Source organism: Paenibacillus sacheonensis, assembly GCF_009909195.1.
In the GTDB taxonomy this organism is placed as follows: domain Bacteria; phylum Bacillota; class Bacilli; order Paenibacillales; family Paenibacillaceae; genus Paenibacillus_Z; species Paenibacillus_Z sacheonensis.
Genome location: NZ_JAAAMU010000005.1, coordinates 155,036 through 175,630 on the forward strand (window position 1 = coordinate 155,036; position 20,595 = coordinate 175,630).

17 protein-coding genes are annotated in these 20,595 nt (G+C 55.8%); 5 read left to right on the forward strand and 12 right to left on the reverse strand.

Annotated elements, in window-relative coordinates; genetic code table 11:
* Positions 1 to 86: 86 nt before the first annotated feature.
* The 3 genes from GT003_RS11330 to GT003_RS11340 all read right to left on the reverse strand — a co-directional run bounded on the left by GT003_RS11330 (position 87) and on the right by GT003_RS11340 (position 4,558).
* A complete protein-coding gene (locus GT003_RS11330; protein ID WP_161697600.1) occupies positions 87 to 1,838 on the reverse strand; it encodes a type 2 periplasmic-binding domain-containing protein in 1,752 nt (583 codons plus the stop codon).
* Positions 1,839 to 2,042: 204 nt separating this feature from the next.
* Positions 2,043 to 2,813, reverse strand: a complete 771-nt coding sequence (locus tag GT003_RS11335; RefSeq protein ID WP_161697602.1) for a response regulator transcription factor — start codon at positions 2,811 to 2,813, stop codon at positions 2,043 to 2,045.
* Complete coding sequence (locus GT003_RS11340; RefSeq protein ID WP_161697604.1) at positions 2,810 to 4,558, reverse strand: cache domain-containing sensor histidine kinase; 1,749 nt, start codon at positions 4,556 to 4,558, stop codon at positions 2,810 to 2,812. Before GT003_RS11340 ends, GT003_RS11335 begins: the two co-directional genes overlap by 4 nt.
* Positions 4,559 to 4,923: 365 nt before the next feature.
* On the opposite strand from GT003_RS11340, the gene GT003_RS11345 reads away from it, so the two are divergent.
* Entirely contained in the window at positions 4,924 to 6,072 is a 1,149-nt protein-coding gene (locus GT003_RS11345; protein ID WP_161697606.1) for a LacI family DNA-binding transcriptional regulator, read from the forward strand.
* Positions 6,073 to 6,156: 84 nt separating this feature from the next.
* Here GT003_RS11345 and GT003_RS11350 read toward each other — a convergent pair whose 3' ends face one another.
* Complete coding sequence (locus GT003_RS11350; RefSeq protein ID WP_161697608.1) at positions 6,157 to 7,095, reverse strand: phytanoyl-CoA dioxygenase family protein; 939 nt, start codon at positions 7,093 to 7,095, stop codon at positions 6,157 to 6,159.
* A 510-nt stretch (positions 7,096 to 7,605) separates the two neighbouring features.
* On the opposite strand from GT003_RS11350, the gene GT003_RS11355 reads away from it, so the two are divergent.
* Positions 7,606 to 7,953, forward strand: a complete 348-nt coding sequence (locus GT003_RS11355) for a hypothetical protein (protein WP_161697610.1) — start codon at positions 7,606 to 7,608, stop codon at positions 7,951 to 7,953.
* 341 nt (positions 7,954 to 8,294) lie between these two features.
* Positions 8,295 to 8,837 (forward strand): GNAT family N-acetyltransferase, encoded by a 543-nt coding sequence (locus GT003_RS11360; RefSeq protein WP_161697612.1) that lies wholly within the window; start codon positions 8,295 to 8,297, stop codon positions 8,835 to 8,837.
* Positions 8,838 to 8,940: 103 nt separating this feature from the next.
* On the opposite strand, the gene GT003_RS11365 is transcribed toward GT003_RS11360, so the two are convergent.
* Genes GT003_RS11365 through GT003_RS11390 form a run of 6 tightly spaced genes read right to left on the reverse strand, consistent with a single transcriptional unit; the run spans position 8,941 to position 13,705 of the window.
* Entirely contained in the window at positions 8,941 to 9,804 is an 864-nt protein-coding gene (locus tag GT003_RS11365; protein ID WP_161697614.1) for an urease accessory protein UreD, read from the reverse strand.
* On the reverse strand, positions 9,773 to 10,522 hold the full coding sequence (gene ureG, locus GT003_RS11370) for an urease accessory protein UreG (RefSeq protein ID WP_161697617.1): 750 nt from the start codon (positions 10,520 to 10,522) through the stop codon (positions 9,773 to 9,775). Before ureG ends, GT003_RS11365 begins: the two co-directional genes overlap by 32 nt.
* 27 nt (positions 10,523 to 10,549) lie before the next feature.
* On the reverse strand, positions 10,550 to 11,293 hold the full coding sequence (locus GT003_RS11375; protein ID WP_338045927.1) for an urease accessory protein UreF: 744 nt from the start codon (positions 11,291 to 11,293) through the stop codon (positions 10,550 to 10,552).
* Positions 11,294 to 11,298: 5 nt separating this feature from the next.
* On the reverse strand, positions 11,299 to 13,017 hold the full coding sequence (gene ureC, locus GT003_RS11380) for an urease subunit alpha (RefSeq protein WP_161697620.1): 1,719 nt from the start codon (positions 13,015 to 13,017) through the stop codon (positions 11,299 to 11,301).
* A complete protein-coding gene (locus tag GT003_RS11385) occupies positions 13,014 to 13,382 on the reverse strand; it encodes an urease subunit beta (RefSeq protein ID WP_161697622.1) in 369 nt (122 codons plus the stop codon). Before GT003_RS11385 ends, ureC begins: the two co-directional genes overlap by 4 nt.
* 20 nt (positions 13,383 to 13,402) lie before the next feature.
* On the reverse strand, positions 13,403 to 13,705 hold the full coding sequence (locus tag GT003_RS11390; protein WP_161697624.1) for an urease subunit gamma: 303 nt from the start codon (positions 13,703 to 13,705) through the stop codon (positions 13,403 to 13,405).
* Positions 13,706 to 14,056: 351 nt separating this feature from the next.
* Between GT003_RS11390 and ilvD the strand changes: the two genes are divergently transcribed.
* Entirely contained in the window at positions 14,057 to 15,742 is a 1,686-nt protein-coding gene (ilvD, locus tag GT003_RS11395) for a dihydroxy-acid dehydratase (RefSeq protein WP_161697627.1), read from the forward strand.
* Between the two features lie 118 nt (positions 15,743 to 15,860).
* Here the strand turns inward: ilvD and GT003_RS11400 are convergent, their stop codons facing one another.
* Positions 15,861 to 17,324 (reverse strand): polysaccharide deacetylase family protein, encoded by a 1,464-nt coding sequence (locus GT003_RS11400; RefSeq protein ID WP_161697628.1) that lies wholly within the window; start codon positions 17,322 to 17,324, stop codon positions 15,861 to 15,863.
* 228 nt (positions 17,325 to 17,552) lie between these two features.
* Between GT003_RS11400 and GT003_RS11405 the strand changes: the two genes are divergently transcribed.
* Positions 17,553 to 18,677 (forward strand): AI-2E family transporter, encoded by a 1,125-nt coding sequence (locus GT003_RS11405; protein WP_161697630.1) that lies wholly within the window; start codon positions 17,553 to 17,555, stop codon positions 18,675 to 18,677.
* Between the two features lie 89 nt (positions 18,678 to 18,766).
* Here GT003_RS11405 and GT003_RS11410 read toward each other — a convergent pair whose 3' ends face one another.
* The gene (locus tag GT003_RS11410; RefSeq protein WP_239565806.1) at positions 18,767 to 20,584 is read right to left on the reverse strand and encodes a peptidoglycan D,D-transpeptidase FtsI family protein; all 1,818 of its coding nucleotides are present in this window, start codon (positions 20,582 to 20,584) and stop codon (positions 18,767 to 18,769) included.
* Positions 20,585 to 20,595: the final 11 nt, after the last annotated feature.

A 20,595-nucleotide genomic window follows, 5' to 3' on the forward strand; every position in this document is an offset into this window, starting at 1 on the left:
CCACCTCGGTTCGAATGAAACAAGTACCGCGGCCGAAGAGCCCCGGCACTTGTTCGAAAAGTTAAGTAGTTACGTCGAGAACTTGCTTAACCGCCTACGATATCATTTACTTCTTTGGTAATATCCGCGCCGCCCATGCCGTTCCATTGTTGGACGAAGGCGTCGAAGGCGTCGATCGGCTTCTTGCCCGTGATGATTTCCAGGAACGTTTTCTTCTCCAGATCGTCCATGGACGCTTTTTTCTTCTGCATCAGATCCGTGGAACCGATAAAAGCTGGAAGCGTTTGCTGGACCGGGTTTTTCACCAAGCCGGCCGCCCCGACGTAGAATTGGTTCGCCAGGCTCCACAAGCCCATATCCGCGAATTTGTCGGCTGCCTTCTGATAGTTCTGAATCGCCGCCGCCTGTACCTTCGTTTCCGGATCGGCCGCGTCCATCGTCGCTTTGCCGTCGTTTACGTCCATAATGGCCTTGTAACGGACCGTGATTTCATGCGGGTCTTTCGCGCTTACGCTCACCGGAAGCAGCGGCATTTTCGCGTTCAAATATTTGGCTCCGTCGTCGATCGTCAGCTTGTTGTACCAGTCCAGTTTCTTCGTGTTGGCTTCCTGCGCGAAGTTCAGCATTTTCATGATCGCTTCGGGATGCTTGAAGCCTTTCTTCACGACGACGAACGACCGGACCGCTCCGTAGCCCTTGGCATGCGCGATGCCGTCGACGCCTTTAAGCACGGTCGCCTGCCAGTTGGCATTATGATCGTTCTTCACCGAGTCCGGCAGCGGATACCAAGTCGCCCACCAGGCGCCTTCGAACAGGCCGGCTTTGCCCTTCGCGATCGCTTCCACCGCTTTGTTGCTGTCGTTCATGATGAAATCCTTCGCGATGAGGCCTTCTTTGTACCACTTCGCCAGTCTTTCCAGCGCGCCTTTCATTTCAGGCTGCACGGAACCGTAACCTACGCTGCCGTCCGCCGTCCGGATCCATTGCCCCGGATAGGAGTTGTAAGCGCCGAAGACGAAGTCGAAGGAAGCCGTATCCGCGCCGTAGATGTTTTGCTGGGACGGCAGCGAGCCCGCGCCGAATTTATCTTTGAACGCTTTGAGATCCGTCTCGACATCCTCGAGCGTTTGCGGTTCGGGCAGCCCGACTTGATCCAGCCAGTCTTTCCGCGTCCAGACGACCGGGATTGCAGTCTCGACGTCCGCAATCGAAGGAATGGCATATAGTTTGCCATCCGAGGAAACCGACTTAAGCGCATCCGGACCGCCCAGCGCAATGCTGTCCTTCAGGTTCTGAGATGCGTAGTCGGCATAAACCTGCGTCAAGTCTTCGATCATGTCCGCTTTGATCAGCTTCTTCAATATGCTGAGCCCGTTCGGATCCACGCTGATCGATAACACATCCGGAATGTTGTTGGCCGCGATCAACAGGCTGACCTTTTGCTCGAAGGCGAAGTTCTGGTCGCTCGTGGACCACGCCATCTTCGGCTTCACGTTCAAGTTCTGTTCGAACCATTTCTCGACGTCATTGTTCTCGAAGCTTTCTCCCGCCGGCGGCTTCGCATCCGCGGAGAGCGAGATACCTGTCGTGAATTCCACCATTTCCGTCATCTTGCTGAACGGATCGGGCTTCTCCGCCGGCGCCGCAGCATTGGCCGCCGTGCCGTTCTTGTCGCCCGTACCGCCGTTTGCCGCTTGCTCCTTATCTTGGTTGTTCGCGCTCGCGTTATTATCCGTGCTCGTGTTGTTGTTGTCCGCATTATTGCCGCAGGCAGCGCTTGTCAGCAGCAGCGCGGCGATCAGAGAGGCGGATGCGGCGGCTTTCATTTTCTTGTTCACTTGAATCCCCCTTGGTCGTGAGCGGTATGTCTTGCTGTCTCAATAGTAAACGCAGTTAGGAAGACCGCGGGATAGACGATCTTCCTAACCTGATCGGAATTTGGTCATCAGTTTGAAGGCGTTTACATGACAGGAATCGGACTAGCTCATGAAAAACTTCTCTTGCGATCCACTCCGATTCACCACTCGCCGAGATGGACCTCTCTACCGACTGCGTTCCCGGTATTCCGAAGGCGTCATGCCGTTCTGCTCCCGAAACAGCTTGCTGAAATATTTCTCGTCCTGAAAGCCGAGCTGATCGGCAATGACGTAAACCGGCTTGCTCGTTTTGCGCAATAAGGACTCGGCAGCGCCGATTTTGAGGTTCCGCAGGTAATCGCTGAACGATTTCCCGGCAATATCTTTGAAGCACATGCTGAAGTAACCTCGGCTCATGTTGACCGCCTTGGCAACCTCCTCTTGATGGATACCCTCGAACAGACGCTCGTTCATGTAGCGGACCGCATTATGAATCGCGGCCACGACTTCTTCAGAATATCTTTTGCCCTGCTCGTTCTCGTACGTCGGCTCGAACTCGCCGTTCCGGTCTTGATTGTCCAGCTTGATCCGGTTGGCAATACGTTCCAGCACGTCGTCCAGCTTCTCCTTCTCCAGCTGCGTTTTCACGATGTAGTCGATGGCGCCGAGGCGCATCGCGTCTTGAATAAAACCGAAATCCTGATGACAGGTCAGCACGACCGTCTTCACGCCGGGATGCCCGCTCCGCGTTTCCTTCATTAATTCGAAACCCGACATGCCGGGCATCGTCAGATCCATGAACACCACGTCCACGCGGTTATCCTTCAGGAACTCCAGCGCTCGCTCTCCTCCGCTCGCTTCCCCGACGATCTTGAAGCCGAATTTCTCCCAGGGAAGGACCGAGATCAACCCTTTGCGCACGTAAATTTCATCATCGACGATCAAGGTCTTGATCATGTCCGTACCTCCTTTCCTGTCCCCCGGCTGATGGGCAATCGCAATATAAAGGTTGTTCCCTTGTCCTTCTCTCCGATGATATCCATTGAAGCTTGGTCGCCGTAATTGACATCCAGCATGTAGCGAACATAACTGAGACCGATCCCCATGCCGACCTTCTTATGCTCCTCGGAGAGCGGCTCCAGCAGCCGTTCGATATCCCGTTCGCTCATGCCCGCTCCGTTGTCCTTGACCGTGATGAGGAGCTCCGCGCCAATCCGGGCAGCTTCGATGAGGATATAACCGCTCTCGTCTTTGAGCCCATGATAGATCGCGTTCTCCACGATCGGCTGCATGATGAACCGCGGCACGTCGACGTCCAGCAGGGCCGGATCGACCTTGATCTGCACGTCAAAATGGTAGGCGTAGCGTATTCGCTGCAAATCCACGTAATTTTGCAGCGCTTCGACCTCTTCGTTCAGAGCGACGATCCCGCCCTCCTTGCCCAAGTTGTAGTGCAGCACGCGCGTGAACAGCGCCACCAGCCGATCGATCTCGTCCTGGCCGTTCATCCGCGCCAGCCATTGCACCGTATTGAGCGTATTGTGGAGGAAGTGGGGATTAATTTGATGCAGCAGCTTCTCGACCTCGATGATCCGCTTCTTCCGTTCCTTCTCCTCCAGTTCCGTGAACAGGCCGGCGATCTTGCTCTTCATGTCATGGAACTCCGCCAGGAGGCTGTCGAATTCGAGAATCCCGGTCGTCTTCAGCTTGGAGTAGAACTTATTGTGGCTCAGCAGCATAATCTCTCGATTGATGGTGCGGAGCGGCCGATAGACGATCCGCCACATCGATAGGCCAAGCAGAAGACTGGCCACGATGGACACGACCGCGAAGAACGCGAACTTCCCCATCCATTGCCGGATGTCGGAGCTGTAAGCCTTCGTGTCTACTGCGGAGAGAACGTACCAGCCCTGCTGCCCCTTTTCGGAGAATACATAGTAGCCGCCTCGGATCTCCTTCGTTTTCGCTGTATCGGACAGCTTCGCGATGTCGATGATGGAGCCGACGGGAAAATCCTTTTCCTGCTGGCTGTACATGATCCGCCCCCGGTCATTTACAAGAATAGAGGAGACGGCGAGCTTATACTGCTGCGATTTCAGCAAATCCTCGAATAACTTGATGCTCGTCTCCAAATAAACGTACATGTCCGCGCCTTCAATCAGATTGACCTTGCGCGCAATCGAAAACACCGGGCTGTCATGCGTAGTTCGCACCGTCGTATGCGGTCCGTAGAAGGTCGCGTTGATGCCGTTCGCGAGCATCGGCAGCTGCGCCGGATCGAACCCGGGCTGCACGCTTTGGTTCTCGAACATGACCTGATGCTTGTTCGCGTAATAGATGAAGATAAGTCCGATATCCGGCTTGGAAGCGTTAATGAACGAGATACTCTCGATGACGGACTTCTTCTTCTCGTACTTGGTCAGAATGTCCGTCGTATCCAGGTAGGTTTCGATATCGTCCGCGACTTTGCCGTTATACATGGCGAGTTGAAGCGCCGAATCTTCGAGGTTGGCGAAGACGTTGCTAAGGCTGACTTGGATCTGCTTCATATTGCTGCGTATGCCGTCGTCGGTATTGCGGTTCAACAAGGAATACATCGAGATGTACGAAATATAGCCGATGGTGATTAACGGAATGATGGAGCTTAGAATCAGGAACAAGTACGCTCGGTTCTTCAAGGAGTAGGTCGTTTTTGGAAGCATGTTTATTCCCCCGGACGGTAATCAAACTAGCTATGAATACAATTTTTGAAGCGCTTACAAAAACGTGTGCGATTTATCCCTGTTCACTGATGTGAAGCATGTTTACCAACGTCGTATCTCCAAATACGAAATAATGTAATCCATAATCATACAAATTTTGAATGATGTAACAGATTATTGTTGAAGATGATTATATATCACGGCTAAACCCACTGTAAATATGAATTCTTTATCACTTGTTCGATTGTGGAATCCCTTTTCGCTTGTTCTTCAACCTTACAATATGCCTTATTCGTTTATTGACAAAATCACTGCCTGCCCTAGAATGAAACTAGAAACTTCTACTAGCCGAAGGAATGATGCAGTTGCCCAAAAAGATCACCACCAACGATATTTCACTGAGTCTCGGACTATCCAGAAATACCGTATCCAAGGCGCTTAATGATCATCCCAGCATTACTGCCGAGACGAAACGAAAAGTCGTCGAGCAGGCTATTGCACTTGGGTACAAAAAGTTAAAGCCGTCTGACGACGGACATCCTGCCGAGCCTGTTCCTGCCGCCAAGAGCATCGCGTACATTACCAAGCAGCAGCTTCATCACGGGACGGGCTTTTGGATGAATGTCATAAGCGGCGTCGAGCAGATCATCAGCAGCAACGGATACGAAATGAAGATCAGCTTTATCAAGAACGAGGATATCGATTCGCTCGCGCTGCCAGCCGTGTTGACCAACAATGATTTGGCCGGTTTTATCGTTGCCGGAAGTATGGACAGAGCTTACACCGAGAAGCTGATCGAGCTGCCGCTGCCGAAGGCGTTCATCAACATCAATCCCGACTTGTCGCTTGCCGGACTGAAGGCTGACGTTGTCTTCATGGAGAACGAGGACAGCATGCATCAAATTACGCGGCATCTTCTGCAAGCAGGCCATACGGATATCGGCTTCATCGGGGATATCTCATCCTGCCGCAGCTTCATGGAACGCTGGTTCGGTTTTCAGCGGGCTCACTTCGACGCAGGCCTCGCCGTCGACCCGGCGTTTTGCGTTACTTCGCCGTCCTCGGACGGTTATCAGCTCTACGACAGCCTCTCCCGAGCGCTGCAAGGCATGAATGAACTTCCCGCCGCTTTCGTCTGCGTCAATGACAAGATCGCGCTCCATGTAATTAAATTCGCCCATGAAGCCGGCAAGGCAGTCCCGCGCGACTTGTCCGTCTCCGGATTCGATCAGATCGACGAAGCGGAATTCCTAGGGTTCACGCTCACGACTGTCGCAGTCGATGAGCGTCAGCTCGGCCAACGGGCAGCGGAGCAATTACTCCGGCGCATCAGTCAACCCGAGAGCGTTCACGAAACGATTCGCTTGTCCACTACGGTCGTATTCGGAGAGAGCACGCCGCCGCACGCCGCCGCTATCTCGGAGGTTAACCGACTAAGTGTCTCAACCGATCCCTGGCTGCAGGAGCAGGAACGGCGAAGCCGGCCTACCGTGGGTAGATCGACCGGAACATGACCCGCAAGCCGCGGTAACCCGCCTAGCAATGAACGAGAAGAAGGCTGACGCCGCGTCAGCCTTCTTCTTCTTGCCCTTTCCTCGCTATTCCCGTCTCGCCCATGCGCACGGTTCCCCGTCTTTGAGCCCCAGCGATGTCCGTATCATCTGTTCCACGACCGAATAGTCGGCCGGATTCTCGCGGTTGAGATTCATCCGCTCGCGCGTCGGCGCCACCCGATTGCACATGAATCTCGGGACGCCAAGTTCGTTCGGCGACGGAGCGTGGTACAAGAACGGATGGCACAGGACCAAGTCCCCCGGTTCTCCAGTCGTTTCGACCACCCGCAGGGAGAAGCCGGCAGGATCGTCGTACGTCGTATTCATGAATGCGGCCAAATGCTCTTTCTGCGATTTCTTCTCCTTGGAGGGAGCGTCCGCATAGATATCGTCCGCCGCCGGTTTGTTCTTGCCGATCAGCTCCGCGAGCCATGGGTGCTTGCCGCACTCGCGCAAAGCCTCGCCCAGCCCCATGCCTTCCGGATGCTGCGCCAGCACGTTGGCCACGATGTTATGGGAGCCTTCGGCGACGAGCGTTCCCGAGCCTCCCTTTTTCACGCTGGAGAACAGGCACACCAGGAGCAGCCCTTGCTCCCAGCTGTCCAAATAATGACGGAAGTGGCTGCCGTCGTAATGCCAGCCTCCAGGAATATCCGGTCCGAAGTTAATGATATATCCGCCCCAGCTTGCGCCGGTCATCTTGTCCCCTTCCTGCCAGCGTCCTTCGCCGAGCAGATCCTCGATCGCTCCGGTGAGCCGCTTCGAGTTTAAGCCATCCATGACGGGATGCACATAGTCTCCAAGGCGGACAACGGGTTCCGTCCATGTTCGTTCGTCATCCTTGATAATGCCGCGTGCCGCGAGCTCGTCCCAGAGGAACTGCTGCACCTTCAGCGCCTCCTCGCGCGGATAGGCCCCTTCTACCTTGACCCAGCCTTTTTCTTTAAAATGCTGCACTTGCGCTTCCGTCAATACGTTCGCCATGCTCAACACTCCCCTGGTTGATTATCCGTTCGGACATTGCAGCGCTTTCATAATCATACGAGACATAGCAGATCTTCATTGGAATCTTCAGACGTCATCTTCGGTGCCAGTTCTTCGTGTTCCAAGTTGCCCGATAATAGGACCGAATAGATCTTTTCAGAATAATCTCATTTACAAAATTACAAAATGTAAACTTACAAACATACAGTTTTAATGATTATGATTATATATTGCGGTCTTTTTTTTGTAAATACTACATCTATCTATTAAAACCTAAGAATTCCATAGCATTTTAGTTTACAATTTTCGGTTTTGTAAACTTTCATCACGAATAATAAGCCGCTGGGCGACGCAAAAACGACGACTCTTCACGAGCTGTCTCCGTACGCTTCCGTATAAAAATCGATAATTTTTTTTATAAAACCTTGTCCCTCCGGTTCACAAACGAAACGCCTTGTGTTAGAATGAAAGCGCTAACAAATTCATCTTATTAAGGGGGATCATCACACGATGAATGTACTAGCAGAGGAAACGCGCAGTATCTACGAAAGCTTCGAAGTGGAGAAAGATATTTACTATTTCAAAGTCGGGCGGCTCTGCATGGTCAGCTTTCACGGCAGAAACTACAACATTAAAAAGAGCATCACTGCCGAGCAGTTGAACAGCTACGTCACTTCAGGCCATTTCGTCAAAGTAAGCTCGAACTGCTACGTCAATGCGCGCAAAGTACTTTCGGTTACGGACGGGTTGATTTGCTTCGACCAGGGCTATTCGGAAGCCAACCGCATTCACGTTCCGAAGTGGAGAATGAGCGGGATCAAGAGCCTGCTGTCCGCAAACAAACCCATGGCGATGTAGCCTTCATAAAACCTGGTTTTCGGAGGACGATGTCTTCCGGGAACTAGGTTTTTTACTGCGCATAAGGCCGCCCCGATTTACGCACAATACACGGCATCTTGTGCGAAAGGAGGACGTCCCATGGCTAAACAACAAGGACACGGACGCAAGAACACGACGACAAGAACCAAAGACAAGAAAAGCGGCGGCAGCTCCGGAGAGTAATCCGGCAACCTAGGCTCTTGGCTCCATAATCTCAATAGGCTCGATACCCCGAACCCCTGGACTCGCACTCGAAAATGCGAAGCCAAGGGGTTCTCTTTGTTGCTATAATGTAAATAAAAGATCGCGAGGTGAGCGAGTTGCAAGGAACTTTCCAGACCGACCGCCTGCTGCTGCGTCCGTTCAATCCGCAGGATGCCGTGGAAGTGCAGCAGTTGGCCGGCGAATACGAAGTGGCGAGAACCACCTTATCGCTTCCTCACCCCTACCCGGACGGAGCTGCTGAGTCCTGGATCGCCTTTCGCACGGATGCGGCGCGGCATGGGCATGGATATACGTTTGCGATAACGGCATTGGCGGAGAATCAACTCATGGGATGCGTCAGCCTTAATCTCACCTCGGAACATAAACGCGCCGAAATCGGTTACTGGCTGGGGAGCCGCTATTGGGGAAACGGTTATGCGACGGAAGCGGCCGGAAGAATCGTCCGGTTCGGGTTCGAAGAGCTTCACCTGAATCGCATCGTGGGGGCTGCCATGACCAAGAATCCAGCTTCGTCCGCTGTGCTGCGGAAGATCGGCATGCATTATGAAGGCTGCTTCAAGCAGCATATTCGAAAATGGAACGTATACGAGGATGTCGATTACTACGGATTGACGAGCGCGGACTTCCTAACGCTATAATCGCGTTACTATCCTATGCATTCACGTCGTTGGCCATCGGAAGCTTGCAGGGCAAACGATTGTTTTCAAGCAAAGAAGCTGGCGGAGTTCGCCAGCTTCTTCGTTAGTTTAAGAACTTTAACGGCTTCATCTGCAGCAGCTTCATTCGAAGCGCGCGCCACGCCGCATCCAGCGTTTCCTGCAGCTGCCAGGCAGACATGCCGGCTGCCATCACGGCCAGGCCATGCTTGTAAGTTAGCGACACGCCCCAGGTTAATGGCTGGCCTTCTGTTGCAGGCAGCGCGCCGAGCGCCTCGCGAACTGCATCCGCTTCGCCAATGCCGATCCGGTCGGAGAACGCATAGAACACGCCGGTATGCGTCATATCCGCCATGCATCCAGGCGCGGACAACCGCTGCCCAGACGGCTTTATCAGCTGATTCTGAGCATAGATCATCTCATCCCCATAATAAACATGCAGCTTGTTGCGGAACTCCCGATAGACGAACCGTTCTCCGCGCATCGTCCTTCCCGGGCAAAACACTTCCGCGCCCATCCAAATCGAATCCGGCGACAGCCGCACTTCCGTCTCGCTGACGAGCGCGGCGTCGCGAAACAGCATGATCGGCTCCGGCATCGATTCTACGACCGCCCCTCTCCCCAGTTCGAAATGCTGGCTGAGCGAAGAACGGTCATGATCGCCATGCGAAGGATGGACTTTCGTGAACGATTGATTCGTCACATACACATGCGCGCCGGCTTCGACGTTCCATCGCAATTCATAGCGGTCGCCGGCCAGCAGCCCGGGCGAGACGTCCATGACGATGACGCCGAGCTGGTCCCCGAGCGGAAACGTCTTGGCGATCTTGATCGGCGCCGTATGGTATTTGGATACGATGACCGTATCGTTCTCCCGCTTGCGAAAGGTCGTCCGAAGGACGGACAGCCGCTGACCGCTAGGCGTGGCGGTGCTGGGCAGCATCTTCATGCTTGTGCTCATGCTCGTGTTTATGCGCTAGCTCGTGCTCATGGTGATGCGCAATTCCGTGCGCGTGCGCAAGCTCATGCTCCAGCCATGCGACGATCCGGTCAACGTTCTCGCCGCCGTACAGGTTGGAGAATACATATGGACGCTCGCCGCGCATCCGTTTCGTATCTTCTTCCATAACTTGCAGGCTGGCGCCGACGTGAGGAGCCAAATCGATCTTGTTGACGATCAGCAGGTCGGAACGCATAATGCCGGGACCGCCCTTGCGGGGAATCTTCTCCCCTTGCGCGACGTCGATGATATAGATGAAACGATCCACCAGCTCCGGGCTGAAAGCAGCCGCCAAGTTGTCTCCGCCGCTCTCGATAAAGATGAGATCCAGCCCCTCGAAACGGCTTGTCAGCTCTTCGACCGCTTCGAAATTCATCGAGGCATCCTCGCGGATCGCCGTATGCGGACAGCCGCCGGTCTCCACCCCGATGATGCGTTCTTCCGGAAGCACGCCGGTCGCGGCCAATATTCGCGCATCCTCTTTCGTATAAATATCGTTCGTAATAACGGCGAGGTTGTACGTATCTTTGAGCGCGCCAGCCAAACGTTCGACGAGCGCCGTCTTGCCCGAACCTACGGGACCGCCGATCCCGATCCGTATCGGCCTGGAACGATCCAGCGCCGGCTGTTCCCATTCTTGGTGCGTATGACCTTGTCCTTGACACATCCTGCATTCCTCCTCAGATTCTAGGGACTATGACATGAATAATCGAGAATACAACTGCTCATGGCGAATCATCGCGATCTCGCCAAGCGGCATATTCGTATACGCCTCTTCAGGCACCAGCGCCTCCGAGATGCGCCAAGCATCGGCTGTTCTCGGAATCAGCCGGGCGATGAGCGCCTGTCCTTCCGTCTGCCCGATGGACATCAAGCGCAGCGCGCTGTTGACGCCGTTCACGACGCAGCCGTACAGATAGCCCTGCGCCGCCTGTTCGAGAGAAATCCCGAGCCGATGGCAGGCGTAACCGAAAACAAGCGGATACGTCGCCAAACAATTCCCGCTTCGCAGCGCTTCCGTGAGTGGCTTCCAATCGATCTGCGGATACGCCGCGTCGAGCAGCTTCAGCAGCCTGCGGCCGACTTTTTCCACGCCGATTCTCGTTTCCTGGGCGGTACGCTGCACATGAACGAGTCTCTCCACCTTCCACAGCGAGTCCCAGTTTTCGTCCGGAACGTCTCTGTACACGGCTTTGATGACCATCGCATCCGCCGTTGCCCAGCTTTGCATCAGCATCGCCGCCGCATACTCCTCAAGCTGCCTGCTTGTCCGCAGCGCCCCTTCCTGGACCAGCGTTTCCAGTCCGAATGAATGCGAGAAGCCGCCAACCGGCAGCGCCGAATCGAGCAGCTGCTGCAGGGCAAGCCACGGTACGATGGCCGGCGCCGGCGTTGTCACCGCCGAATGTGGCGTTTCAGGCGTTCCGGCTTTCGCCACTTCGCTCAAAACAGGAAGTAACGCTGCGCCATCGGCAGCACCTCCGCCGGCTCGCATACGGCCGGAACGCCGTCGACCTTCACTTCGTACGTCTCCGGGTTCACCTCGATGACGGGCGTGGCATCGTTATGGATCATATCCTTCTTCGTCACGCTGCGGCAGCCGCGCACGGGCTCGATGCGTTTGGCCAGCCCCAGCTCCTGCGCGATCCCGCGGTCATAGGCCGCCTGGGAGACGAAGGTGATGGAGCTGCTCGCAGTCGCCTTGCCGAAACCGCCGAACATCATCCGGCCGAAGACCGGCTGCGGCGTCGGGATGGATGCATTGGGATCCCCCATCTGCGCATACGCGATCATGCCGCCTTTGAGCACCAGGTCCGGCTTAACGCCGAAGAACATCGGACTCCAGATTACGAGATCCGCGAATTTGCCCGGCTCGATCGATCCGACCAGATGCGAGATCCCATGCGTGATCGCAGGGTTGATGGTGTATTTTGCAATGTACCGTTTGATGCGATAATTGTCCGCCTCTTCGGAGGTGTCCGGCGCCAGCGGTCCGCGCTGCTTCTTCATCTTGTCGGCGGTCTGCCACGTGCGGATGATGACTTCGCCTACGCGCCCCATGGCCTGGGAATCGGAGCTCAGCATGCTGAACACGCCCATGTCGTGCAGGATATCTTCCGCCGCGATCGTCTCCGGCCTAATCCGCGAATCCGCGAAAGCGACATCCTCCGGAATGCGGCTGTCCAAGTGATGGCAAACCATCAGCATGTCCAAGTGTTCTTCGATCGTGTTCACCGTAAAGGGGCGGGTCGGATTCGTCGAGGACGGAAGCACGTTAGGCTCGCCCGCGGCGCGAATGATATCGGGAGCATGTCCGCCTCCGGCGCCTTCCGTATGATACGTATGAATCGTGCGTCCCTTGAATGCCGCGAGCGTATCCTCGAGGAACCCGGCTTCGTTCAACGTATCCGTATGAATGGCTACCTGCACGTCGTACCGGTCCGCCACCGTCAAGCACGTGTCGATCGCAGCCGGCGTCGTCCCCCAGTCTTCATGCAGCTTCAGGCCGATCGCCCCCGCTTCCACCTGCTCGATCAGCGGCTCGGCGAATGACGCATTGCCCTTGCCCGTGAAGCCCATATTCATGGGAAAGGCTTCCGCCGCCTCCAGCATGCGCCGCATATGCCATGCCCCGGGCGTGCAAGTCGTGGCGTTCGTGCCTGTCGCCGGCCCCGTCCCTCCGCCGATCATCGTCGTCACGCCGGAAGACAGCGCGGTTTCGATCTGCTGCGGGCAGATATAATGGATATGCGAATCGATGCCGCCGGCGGTTACGATCTTGCCTTCGCCCGCGATGACTTCCGTGCTGGCGCCAACGATCATATGGGGCATGACGCCATCCATAATATCGGGATTGCCAGCTTTGCCGATGCCGACGATGACGCCGTCCCGAATGCCGATATCCGCCTTGACGATTCCCCAGTGGTCGATGATGACGGCGTTCGTGATCAGCGTATCCAGCACGCCTTCGCTGCGCAGCGCGCCGCTCGACTGTCCCATGCCGTCGCGGATGACTTTGCCGCCGCCGAACTTGCACTCGTCGCCGTACACCGTATGATCATGCTCGATCCGAGCCCATAGTTCCGTATCCGCAAGCCTTACGGCATCGCCGGCCGTTGGGCCGAACATGGCCGCGTAGCTGCTTCTGTCCATCGTGCTCATGGCCGTTCTCCCTCCCACGCCGACAGTCGGGATCGAACTTCATCGGGCATGCTGCCGTGAACGGCCGGCCCATTCGTCAATCCGTTCAATCCGTAGGATCGTTGACGTCCGCCAAGCTCGACCAATCGAACGGGCTTCTCTTCCCCGGGTTCGAAACGGACTGCGGTGCCGGCGGGTATGTCGAGTCTCATGCCGAACGCTTCCTCGCGGGCAAACGAAAGCGCCCGGTTCACTTCGAAAAAATGAAAATGCGATCCGACTTGAACGGGACGATCGCCGGTATTCGCGACGATGACGCGAGTCGTTGCCCGGCCCGCATTCAACTCGATCTCGCCTGCCTCGATGCGGTATTGTCCAGGTATCATGAGGAACATCCTCTCTAACGTCAATGAATGGGATGATGAATGGTAACCAGCTTGGTTCCGTCCGGGAAGGTCGCTTCGACTTGAACCTCGTGAATCATGTCGGCGACGCCGGGCATCAGCTGCTCCCTTGTCAATATCGTCGTGCCGAAGGCCATTAATTGCGCGACGGTCTGTCCATCGCGCGCGCCTTCAAGAATTTCCGACGTAATCAGGGCGACGCTCTCGGGATAATTCAGTTTCACGCCTCGCTGCAAGCGTCTGCGCGCCAAATCGGCGGCGATCGTGACGAGCAGCTTCTCTTTCTCGCGTTCTGTCAGCTGCATGAAGCACCTCTTCCTTAATTTTTATGCATGACCGCTTTATCCCGCACGCAGGGCAAAACGGCATTATGATGACAGATAATACACGTGAACACTTCCTATTATAGCGGGCAAAAACGGGCAAGTAAATCTTTTACGTCAAGTTTACTAACATAATATGAAAGATATTTCATCAAAATGAAACATATCTCACCATCTCATGTCATATCCTGTCGAAATGAGTGAGTTGTTTCCCCGGGCCAAGTCGGCCGGCAGCAGGCTTTCAAGACCCTTCCAAGCCCCGCCGCGACTGGTCATTCCTAGATTGATGTGATAGACTACTTTGTATTGGACATACACTAGGGAGGTACCGAAATGGCTTCAAAAAAGATGCGTTCCGACATGATTACTAAAGGTTTCGACCGCGCGCCGCACCGCAGCTTGCTGCGTGCCGCAGGCGTCAAAGAAGAAGATTTCGGCAAACCGTTCATCGCAGTTTGCAACTCGTACATCGATATCGTTCCGGGTCACGTCCACTTGCAGGAATTCGGTAAAATCGTCAAGGAAGCGATTCGCGAAGCGGGCGGCGTTCCGTTCGAGTTCAACACGATCGGCGTCGACGACGGCATCGCCATGGGCCACATCGGCATGCGTTATTCCCTCGCGAGCCGCGAAATCATCGCCGACTCCGTCGAAACCGTCGTCAACGCGCACTGGTTCGACGGCATGATCTGCATCCCTAACTGCGACAAGATCACGCCGGGCATGCTCATGGCCGCCCTTCGCATCAACATTCCGACGATCGTCGTCAGCGGCGGCCCGATGAAAGCCGGCCGTACGAGCGACGGCCGCGCCATCTCCCTTACTTCCGTCTTCGAAGGCGTCGGCGCTTTCATGTCCGGCAAGATCGACGAACAGAGCCTTACAGAGCTCGAGCAATACGGCTGCCCGACTTGCGGTTCCTGCTCCGGCATGTTCACGGCGAACTCCATGAACTGCTTGTCCGAAGTGCTCGGCCTTGCCCTTCCGGGCAACGGCACGATCCTTGCGGTCGCTCCGGAACGGATCGAATTCGTCAAGAAATCGGCGCGCCAGCTGATGGAATTGATCAAGCAGGACCTCAAGCCGCGCGACATCGTCACCAAGAACACGATCGACAACGCGTTCGCGCTCGACATGGCGATGGGCGGCTCGACGAACACGGTTCTTCACACGCTCGCGCTCGCGCACGAAGCGGACATCGAGTATCCGATCGAACGCATCAACGAAGTCGCGAAGAAGGTGCCTTATTTGTCCAAGCTGGCACCGGCTTCCGATCATCATATCGAGGATCTGCACAACGCCGGCGGCGTTAGCGCGATCATCAACGAATTGCTGAAGAAAGACGGCGCGCTGTTCGGCGACGAAATGACGGTATCCGGCAAGACGCTTCGCGAGAACGTGGCAGGCTGCGAAATCCTCGATCATTCCGTCATCCGTCCGATCGACGATCCGCACACTAAGGAAGGCGGCCTGTCCGTCATGTTCGGCAACTTGGCGCCTCGCGGCTCGATCATCAAAGTCGGCGCGGTCGACAAATCCGTCGGCGGCTACCATCGCGGACCGGCCATCTGCTTCGACTCCCAGGAAGAAGCGCTGTCCGGCATCGCGAACGGCAAAGTCAAAGAAGGCCATGTCGTCGTCATTCGCTACGAAGGACCTAAAGGCGGTCCCGGCATGCCGGAAATGCTCGCCCCTACGTCGCAGATCGTCGGCATGGGCCTCGGCACCAAAGTCGGCCTCATCACCGACGGCCGTTTCTCCGGCGCATCCCGCGGCATCTCGATCGGCCACGTATCCCCGGAAGCGGCCGAAGGCGGCCCGATCGCGTTCGTCCACGACGGAGACATGATCGAGCTCGACATGAACAACCGCACGATGACGCTCGAAGTGAGTGACGAAGAACTCGAACGCCGCAAAGCCGAATGGCCGGGCTTCGAACTCAAAATCAAGCGCGGTTACCTCGCGCGTTACGCCGCGATGGTCACGAATGCCAGCCAAGGCGGCGTCATGAAAATTTAACGAACCGCTACGTGCTTGAAACCTTAACAAAAGCCTTGCGTATGACTGAACACAGTCATCTCGCAAGGCTTTTGTCTTTCTTGGCCATGCTTCCTCTCCGGCGAACGCAAAAAACCGCCTAGGGAGTAAACTCCCTGGCGGCATTCGCGTTGTCGTACGCGGCGGAATGAAGCTCGTTCGTCCCGTTTCCGTGCAGTCGGCCGTCGAAGTCTCTCGCGGCAGCGCGGTTCGGCGCAGTCCTCTCGTCATCGCTGCTGAAACGCTGCCAGAAGGTATCCATCGACATCGCCATGATTCTAGGTTCCATGCGCGCGCCCTGCTCGCTTAAACGTTGCTTGCCCGACGGATTCAGAACGCGAAGCAGCAGTTTCAAGTACAACCGGCTCGAGAAGTCGAACAAGCCTTTCGGCAGCTTGTGAACGTCGAAGCCGAAATTCTCGACGCCTCTGTTCATCAAGCTAACGCCGTAGAGACCTTTGACAAGCTGCGCGTCCGCGTCCAAGGCGAGCCGCTCGGCCAATTGCGGCATGCTCTTCTTCACTTCCCGAATAAGCATGACGGCTAGCTGCATCATGGAGCGCGAATTCGTCATCAGCTGCAGCAGCATGCCATTATCGAAGTGCAGTTCGACGACGTCATCCTTATCCGCAATCCGATTGCCGTCGGAAAGCTCGAGCGTCGCGCCGCGATACTTGATGACCCTATAGTGGAAGATACTCCCATCGGCTACGGACTTCACCCGGAACACGACATGAAACAACCGCTCCCAGCCCATCCAGCAGCTAACGGCGATTCGTTTCATCAAGCCCAGCTTCGGTTTGGAACCGCCTTTTCTTGATTCGGCTTTGGCATCCGACCCGGCATTCGATTTCTTTGCCTCGTCCGTTATTGCGATCATCTCGGCGATATGCACGAATTTGTAGCCTTTCGCTTGTCCAGCCGCCAGCACGGGCTCCAAAGCGGCCAGCATATGGACCGGCGCTTCCTTATCCGCGCCGAACGTATCGCCGCAATCATGCAGCAGCAGGATTTCGCCTGGCCGAAGCTTCTTCATGATCCGCTTCTTCAGTCTTTCCGCGCCGACACGTTTGCGCCAATCGCCGAACAAGGCTGACCAAAGAATAATTTGCATATAGCCCAAATTCGAGAAATCGAACAGATTAACGATCCCCCACGGAGGACGATAGTAGACGGAATCGGAACCGGTTGCGTTGCGAATGATTTCCGAGGTCCGTTGGATCTGTTTCTTGACCGTGCGCGGCCGCATGAGCCAATTCGTCTTATGCACGTAATTATGAATGCCGATAATATGTCCTTCGTCATGCATCCTTTTCAAGATTTCCGGATGCCGTTCCGCATGGTTGCCAACGACGAAAAATGTCGCTTTCGCGTCATAACGCTTCAATAAATCGAGCAGCAGCGGCGTATAAACCGGATCAGGGCCGTCATCGAACGTAAGCGCGATTTCTCGTTCTGCCCTTCCTCGTTTAAATACGCGAAATCCGAATGTCCGGCTGACCAGACCGGGTAAAAACGCATAAAACGTCAAAAAATAAAAGCCCCATAGCAGGAAGTTTTCCATGTCTCGTTTCCCACCACCCCTAGTTTCAATCCTTGTCCGTCCATGGAAGAGGGAGTGCCATGTGCTCATGTTTTGTCGACTCCAACCATTGTACCATAGCCCCGCGGAAATCGGCTACGGAAGTTGAGGCAAACATGAAGCGCCCGGCAACAAAAAGCACTAAACATAGCGTTTTTAGGAAATAATGATATTCTATAAAAGAATACTAGAATGAAAAGGAGTTTATACATGCTTTCCTTCTACCGCAAATACTGGCGCACCGCATTCGATATCGCGCTGATCGTGTTGACGGTGTGGCTCATCATGTACGTGTTCAGTTACATGTACCGAATCGCGACGCCGATCTTTTTATCGTTCCTGATCTATCTGTTTATCGAACCTCCGGCAAGATGGTTATCCCGGCTGGGGTTGAAGAAGTCGATCGCATCGGGCATCTCGGTGCTCTTGTTCACGCTGGTCATCGTCGCGGCGTTCGTGGGCGCGGGATATGTGGTAACGACGCAGATCACGGGACTGGCGGACAAGCTGCCGACGTACCAGCGGCTCCTGGTGGATCAATTTCAGTCCAACACCAGCCAGCTCCAAGAGCGAATCTCCGGCCTTCCGCCCGAATACGTAGACAAAGCCGAGGAAGTCATCGGTTATGTAACCGATTGGGGCAGCGATCTCGCTATCCGATTCCTGCGCTCGCTGGGCGGCTATTTAATGTCGTTTTCTACCTTTATCATTAACTTCTCCATCGGGATTATTCTCGCTTATTTTCTCAGCTTGGAAATTACGGAATGGAAGCGGCTGGCCAGAGAGAAGACGCCTAACACGTTCAAGCGGGCGTTCAGCTTCCTGCGGGAAAACGTGTTTGCCGGAATTGCGGGCTACTTGAAGGCCCAAGGCAAACTGATCAGCATTACGTTCATCGTTATTTTCGTCGCGCTGCTGCTGCTCAAGGTCCCGAACGCGTTCTCGATCTCGCTGCTGGCCGCATTCTTTGACGTGCTGCCGCTGCTCGGAGTCAGTACCGTATTCATTCCGTGGATTATCTATCTGTTTATCGTCGGGAATACGTCGCTGGCGATCTGGCTGAGCGCGCTCCTGCTGCTCGTCGTATTGACACGGCAAATTCTGGAGCCCAAAATAACCGGCGATACGCTCGGCGTGTCGGCGTTCACCATGCTCGCGTTCATGATCATTTCCTTATCAATCTTCGGCATCTCCGGCGTGATCCTGTCTCCGATCCTGATGATCCTGCTGAAGGCCTTATACGATCAGCGGTACTTCCACCGTTGGATCCATGCCCCCAAGGGCGAATACGACACGGCCGCCACGTCTACGGAAGAGTCGGAATCCATCGTTTGATGGATGTCCGGCTCTTCTTTTTCCATCTCCTTTGCTTGTCTTCTGCTTATGTTCGGGCTGTCTTCCGCTCATTGACGGGCTGTCTTCCGCTATTCCGTCTCCGCCAGCAGATCCATCACCCCTCTGAACAGCTGCGTCGCCTGATTGGACGTATGGAGTCCTCTGTTTTCCGACAGAACCGCGACGGCGTACTTCGGCGATCGCAGCGGCCCGTAACCGACGAACCACTGGTTCAGCCGCTCGCTGCCCTGCTTGTAGACTTGCGCCGTTCCGGACTTGCCGGCAATGGACCATGTTCCGTCGCTGATGCCTTGCCCGGTTCCGTAAGCGACAACGGCCTCCATCCCGCGCAGAATCGTTCGCGTCGTTTCCTTGCCCACTTGCCCGTAACGGGATGGCAAGGCTTGCCGGGGCAGCGAAGCCAGCAGCTGTCCGTTTCCATATCGGATCTCGCTGACGAGGCGCGGCTCCTGCACGACCCCGCCGTGAAGCAGCGTTACGACAAGATTGGCGGCCTGAAGCGGAGATATTCGGACGTCCCGCTGCCCGATGCCAGTCTGTGCCAGCTGGCCGCCGTCACGAACAGCCCGAATCGCCGTGAACAGTCTTCCTGCCTCTTCATCCGGGAGCAGCCTGAGCGGCTTCTTCAACGGCGCAAAAGCTCCCTCGCTCGTCCAACCCACCTGCTCCCCGATACCGAGCTTCTCTGCCGTGACGTACAACTCGCGCGCGCTCAAACGCTCCGCCAGCGAGGCGAATACGACGTTGCAGGAGCCGGCAAGCGCGTCTTCGAGCGTCAGCTGCCCATGGCCGCCTCTCTTCCAGCAATGCAGCCCGTAACGGCCGTAATCGCCGTTACATTGAAACGTTTCGTTATCGCGAACGGCGTGGTACTCCAATGCAGCCGCTTCCGTTACCAACTTGAAGATCGAGCCTGGCGTCGCGGCGCGTATGGCATGGTTCACGCCCGCTTCCGGCCGGCTGCCGGGCCGGTCTTGCGGGAGCTGCGGCCGCGATATCATCGCCACGATGTCCGCATTCTCCGCGTCCAAGACGACGACCGCTCCTTCACGCAGCCCCTCCGCGTCGACATAATGTTCCAGCTTATGCTGCAGCTTAAGGTCCAAGGTCGTATGGACGCGCACGGGAAAGAAGGGATTGGAGGGACTCTCCAGACGCCAGTCCAAGCCGTGCATCGGTCGATCCGTCCCATCCGTGAAATAGGACACCGTGGTCGGCCCCGACCCCTGCAGCAGCCTGTCAAGCGACCGTTCCAATCCTGCGCCGCCGGTTTGATCCGACAGCTTCATCGAGCGCTCCTTTAATCGCCTGTCGTACTCGAGGCGGAGCAGCTCCGGATGCTGACTAACGAACCCGATTGCATGCTTAACCGAGAATCCGGAAGGATATCGGTTACGGTACGGCAGCATCCGAACACCGTTCAAACGCAGCCCTCGAATGATGGCGACCTGCTTCTGCGACAGCTTCAGCGGCGCCGATTCCCCTTCCCGTCTCCAAAAACCAGGCTCCTTCAGGGAGGTCAGCCATCCCTGCAGCCGCTCCGTCTTAACGCCGAGCGCCTTTGCCAGCAAGTCCAGATCGCCTTTGTTGCCCGCCGCCCTCGACTTCGCTTGCAGCGGAAAAGCCGCGAGCGCTTCGTAAGTCTCTCCGGTCAGCGCAAGCCCAGTCCTGTCGAAGAAATCGCCTCTTCCGCTGTCCAGCACCAGCTCTCGCTCACGCTGAGCCACGGATTCCGACTTCAAATGGGACACCCCCGCATGAGCCGGCTCAACCGGCGAAATTTGCAGCCAGGCGAGCCGCAAGAGAAACCCCAACATTGCCGCGCTCATGGCGAGCAGCACCTGAAAGATGCGCCGCTGCCTGCTTCTACGCCGTTCTTTGCTCATGGCTCGTCCCG

Coding starts and splice junctions, on each gene's coding strand:
- GT003_RS11350 (WP_161697608.1), bottom strand. CDS start 7,095: ATGGCGAACGTATTGACGGAAGCGCAAGTGCAGCATTTTAAAGAAAAA.
- GT003_RS11410 (WP_239565806.1), bottom strand. CDS start 20,584: ATGAGCAAAGAACGGCGTAGAAGCAGGCAGCGGCGCATCTTTCAGGTG.
- ureG (WP_161697617.1), bottom strand. CDS start 10,522: ATGTGTCAAGGACAAGGTCATACGCACCAAGAATGGGAACAGCCGGCG.
- ilvD (WP_161697627.1), top strand. CDS start 14,057: ATGGCTTCAAAAAAGATGCGTTCCGACATGATTACTAAAGGTTTCGAC.
- GT003_RS11390 (WP_161697624.1), bottom strand. CDS start 13,705: ATGCAGCTGACAGAACGCGAGAAAGAGAAGCTGCTCGTCACGATCGCC.
- GT003_RS11355 (WP_161697610.1), top strand. CDS start 7,606: ATGAATGTACTAGCAGAGGAAACGCGCAGTATCTACGAAAGCTTCGAA.
- ureC (WP_161697620.1), bottom strand. CDS start 13,017: ATGAGCACGATGGACAGAAGCAGCTACGCGGCCATGTTCGGCCCAACG.
- GT003_RS11405 (WP_161697630.1), top strand. CDS start 17,553: ATGCTTTCCTTCTACCGCAAATACTGGCGCACCGCATTCGATATCGCG.
- GT003_RS11340 (WP_161697604.1), bottom strand. CDS start 4,558: ATGCTTCCAAAAACGACCTACTCCTTGAAGAACCGAGCGTACTTGTTC.
- GT003_RS11335 (WP_161697602.1), bottom strand. CDS start 2,813: ATGATCAAGACCTTGATCGTCGATGATGAAATTTACGTGCGCAAAGGG.
- GT003_RS11365 (WP_161697614.1), bottom strand. CDS start 9,804: ATGAAGATGCTGCCCAGCACCGCCACGCCTAGCGGTCAGCGGCTGTCC.
- GT003_RS11385 (WP_161697622.1), bottom strand. CDS start 13,382: ATGATACCTGGACAATACCGCATCGAGGCAGGCGAGATCGAGTTGAAT.
- GT003_RS11400 (WP_161697628.1), bottom strand. CDS start 17,324: ATGGAAAACTTCCTGCTATGGGGCTTTTATTTTTTGACGTTTTATGCG.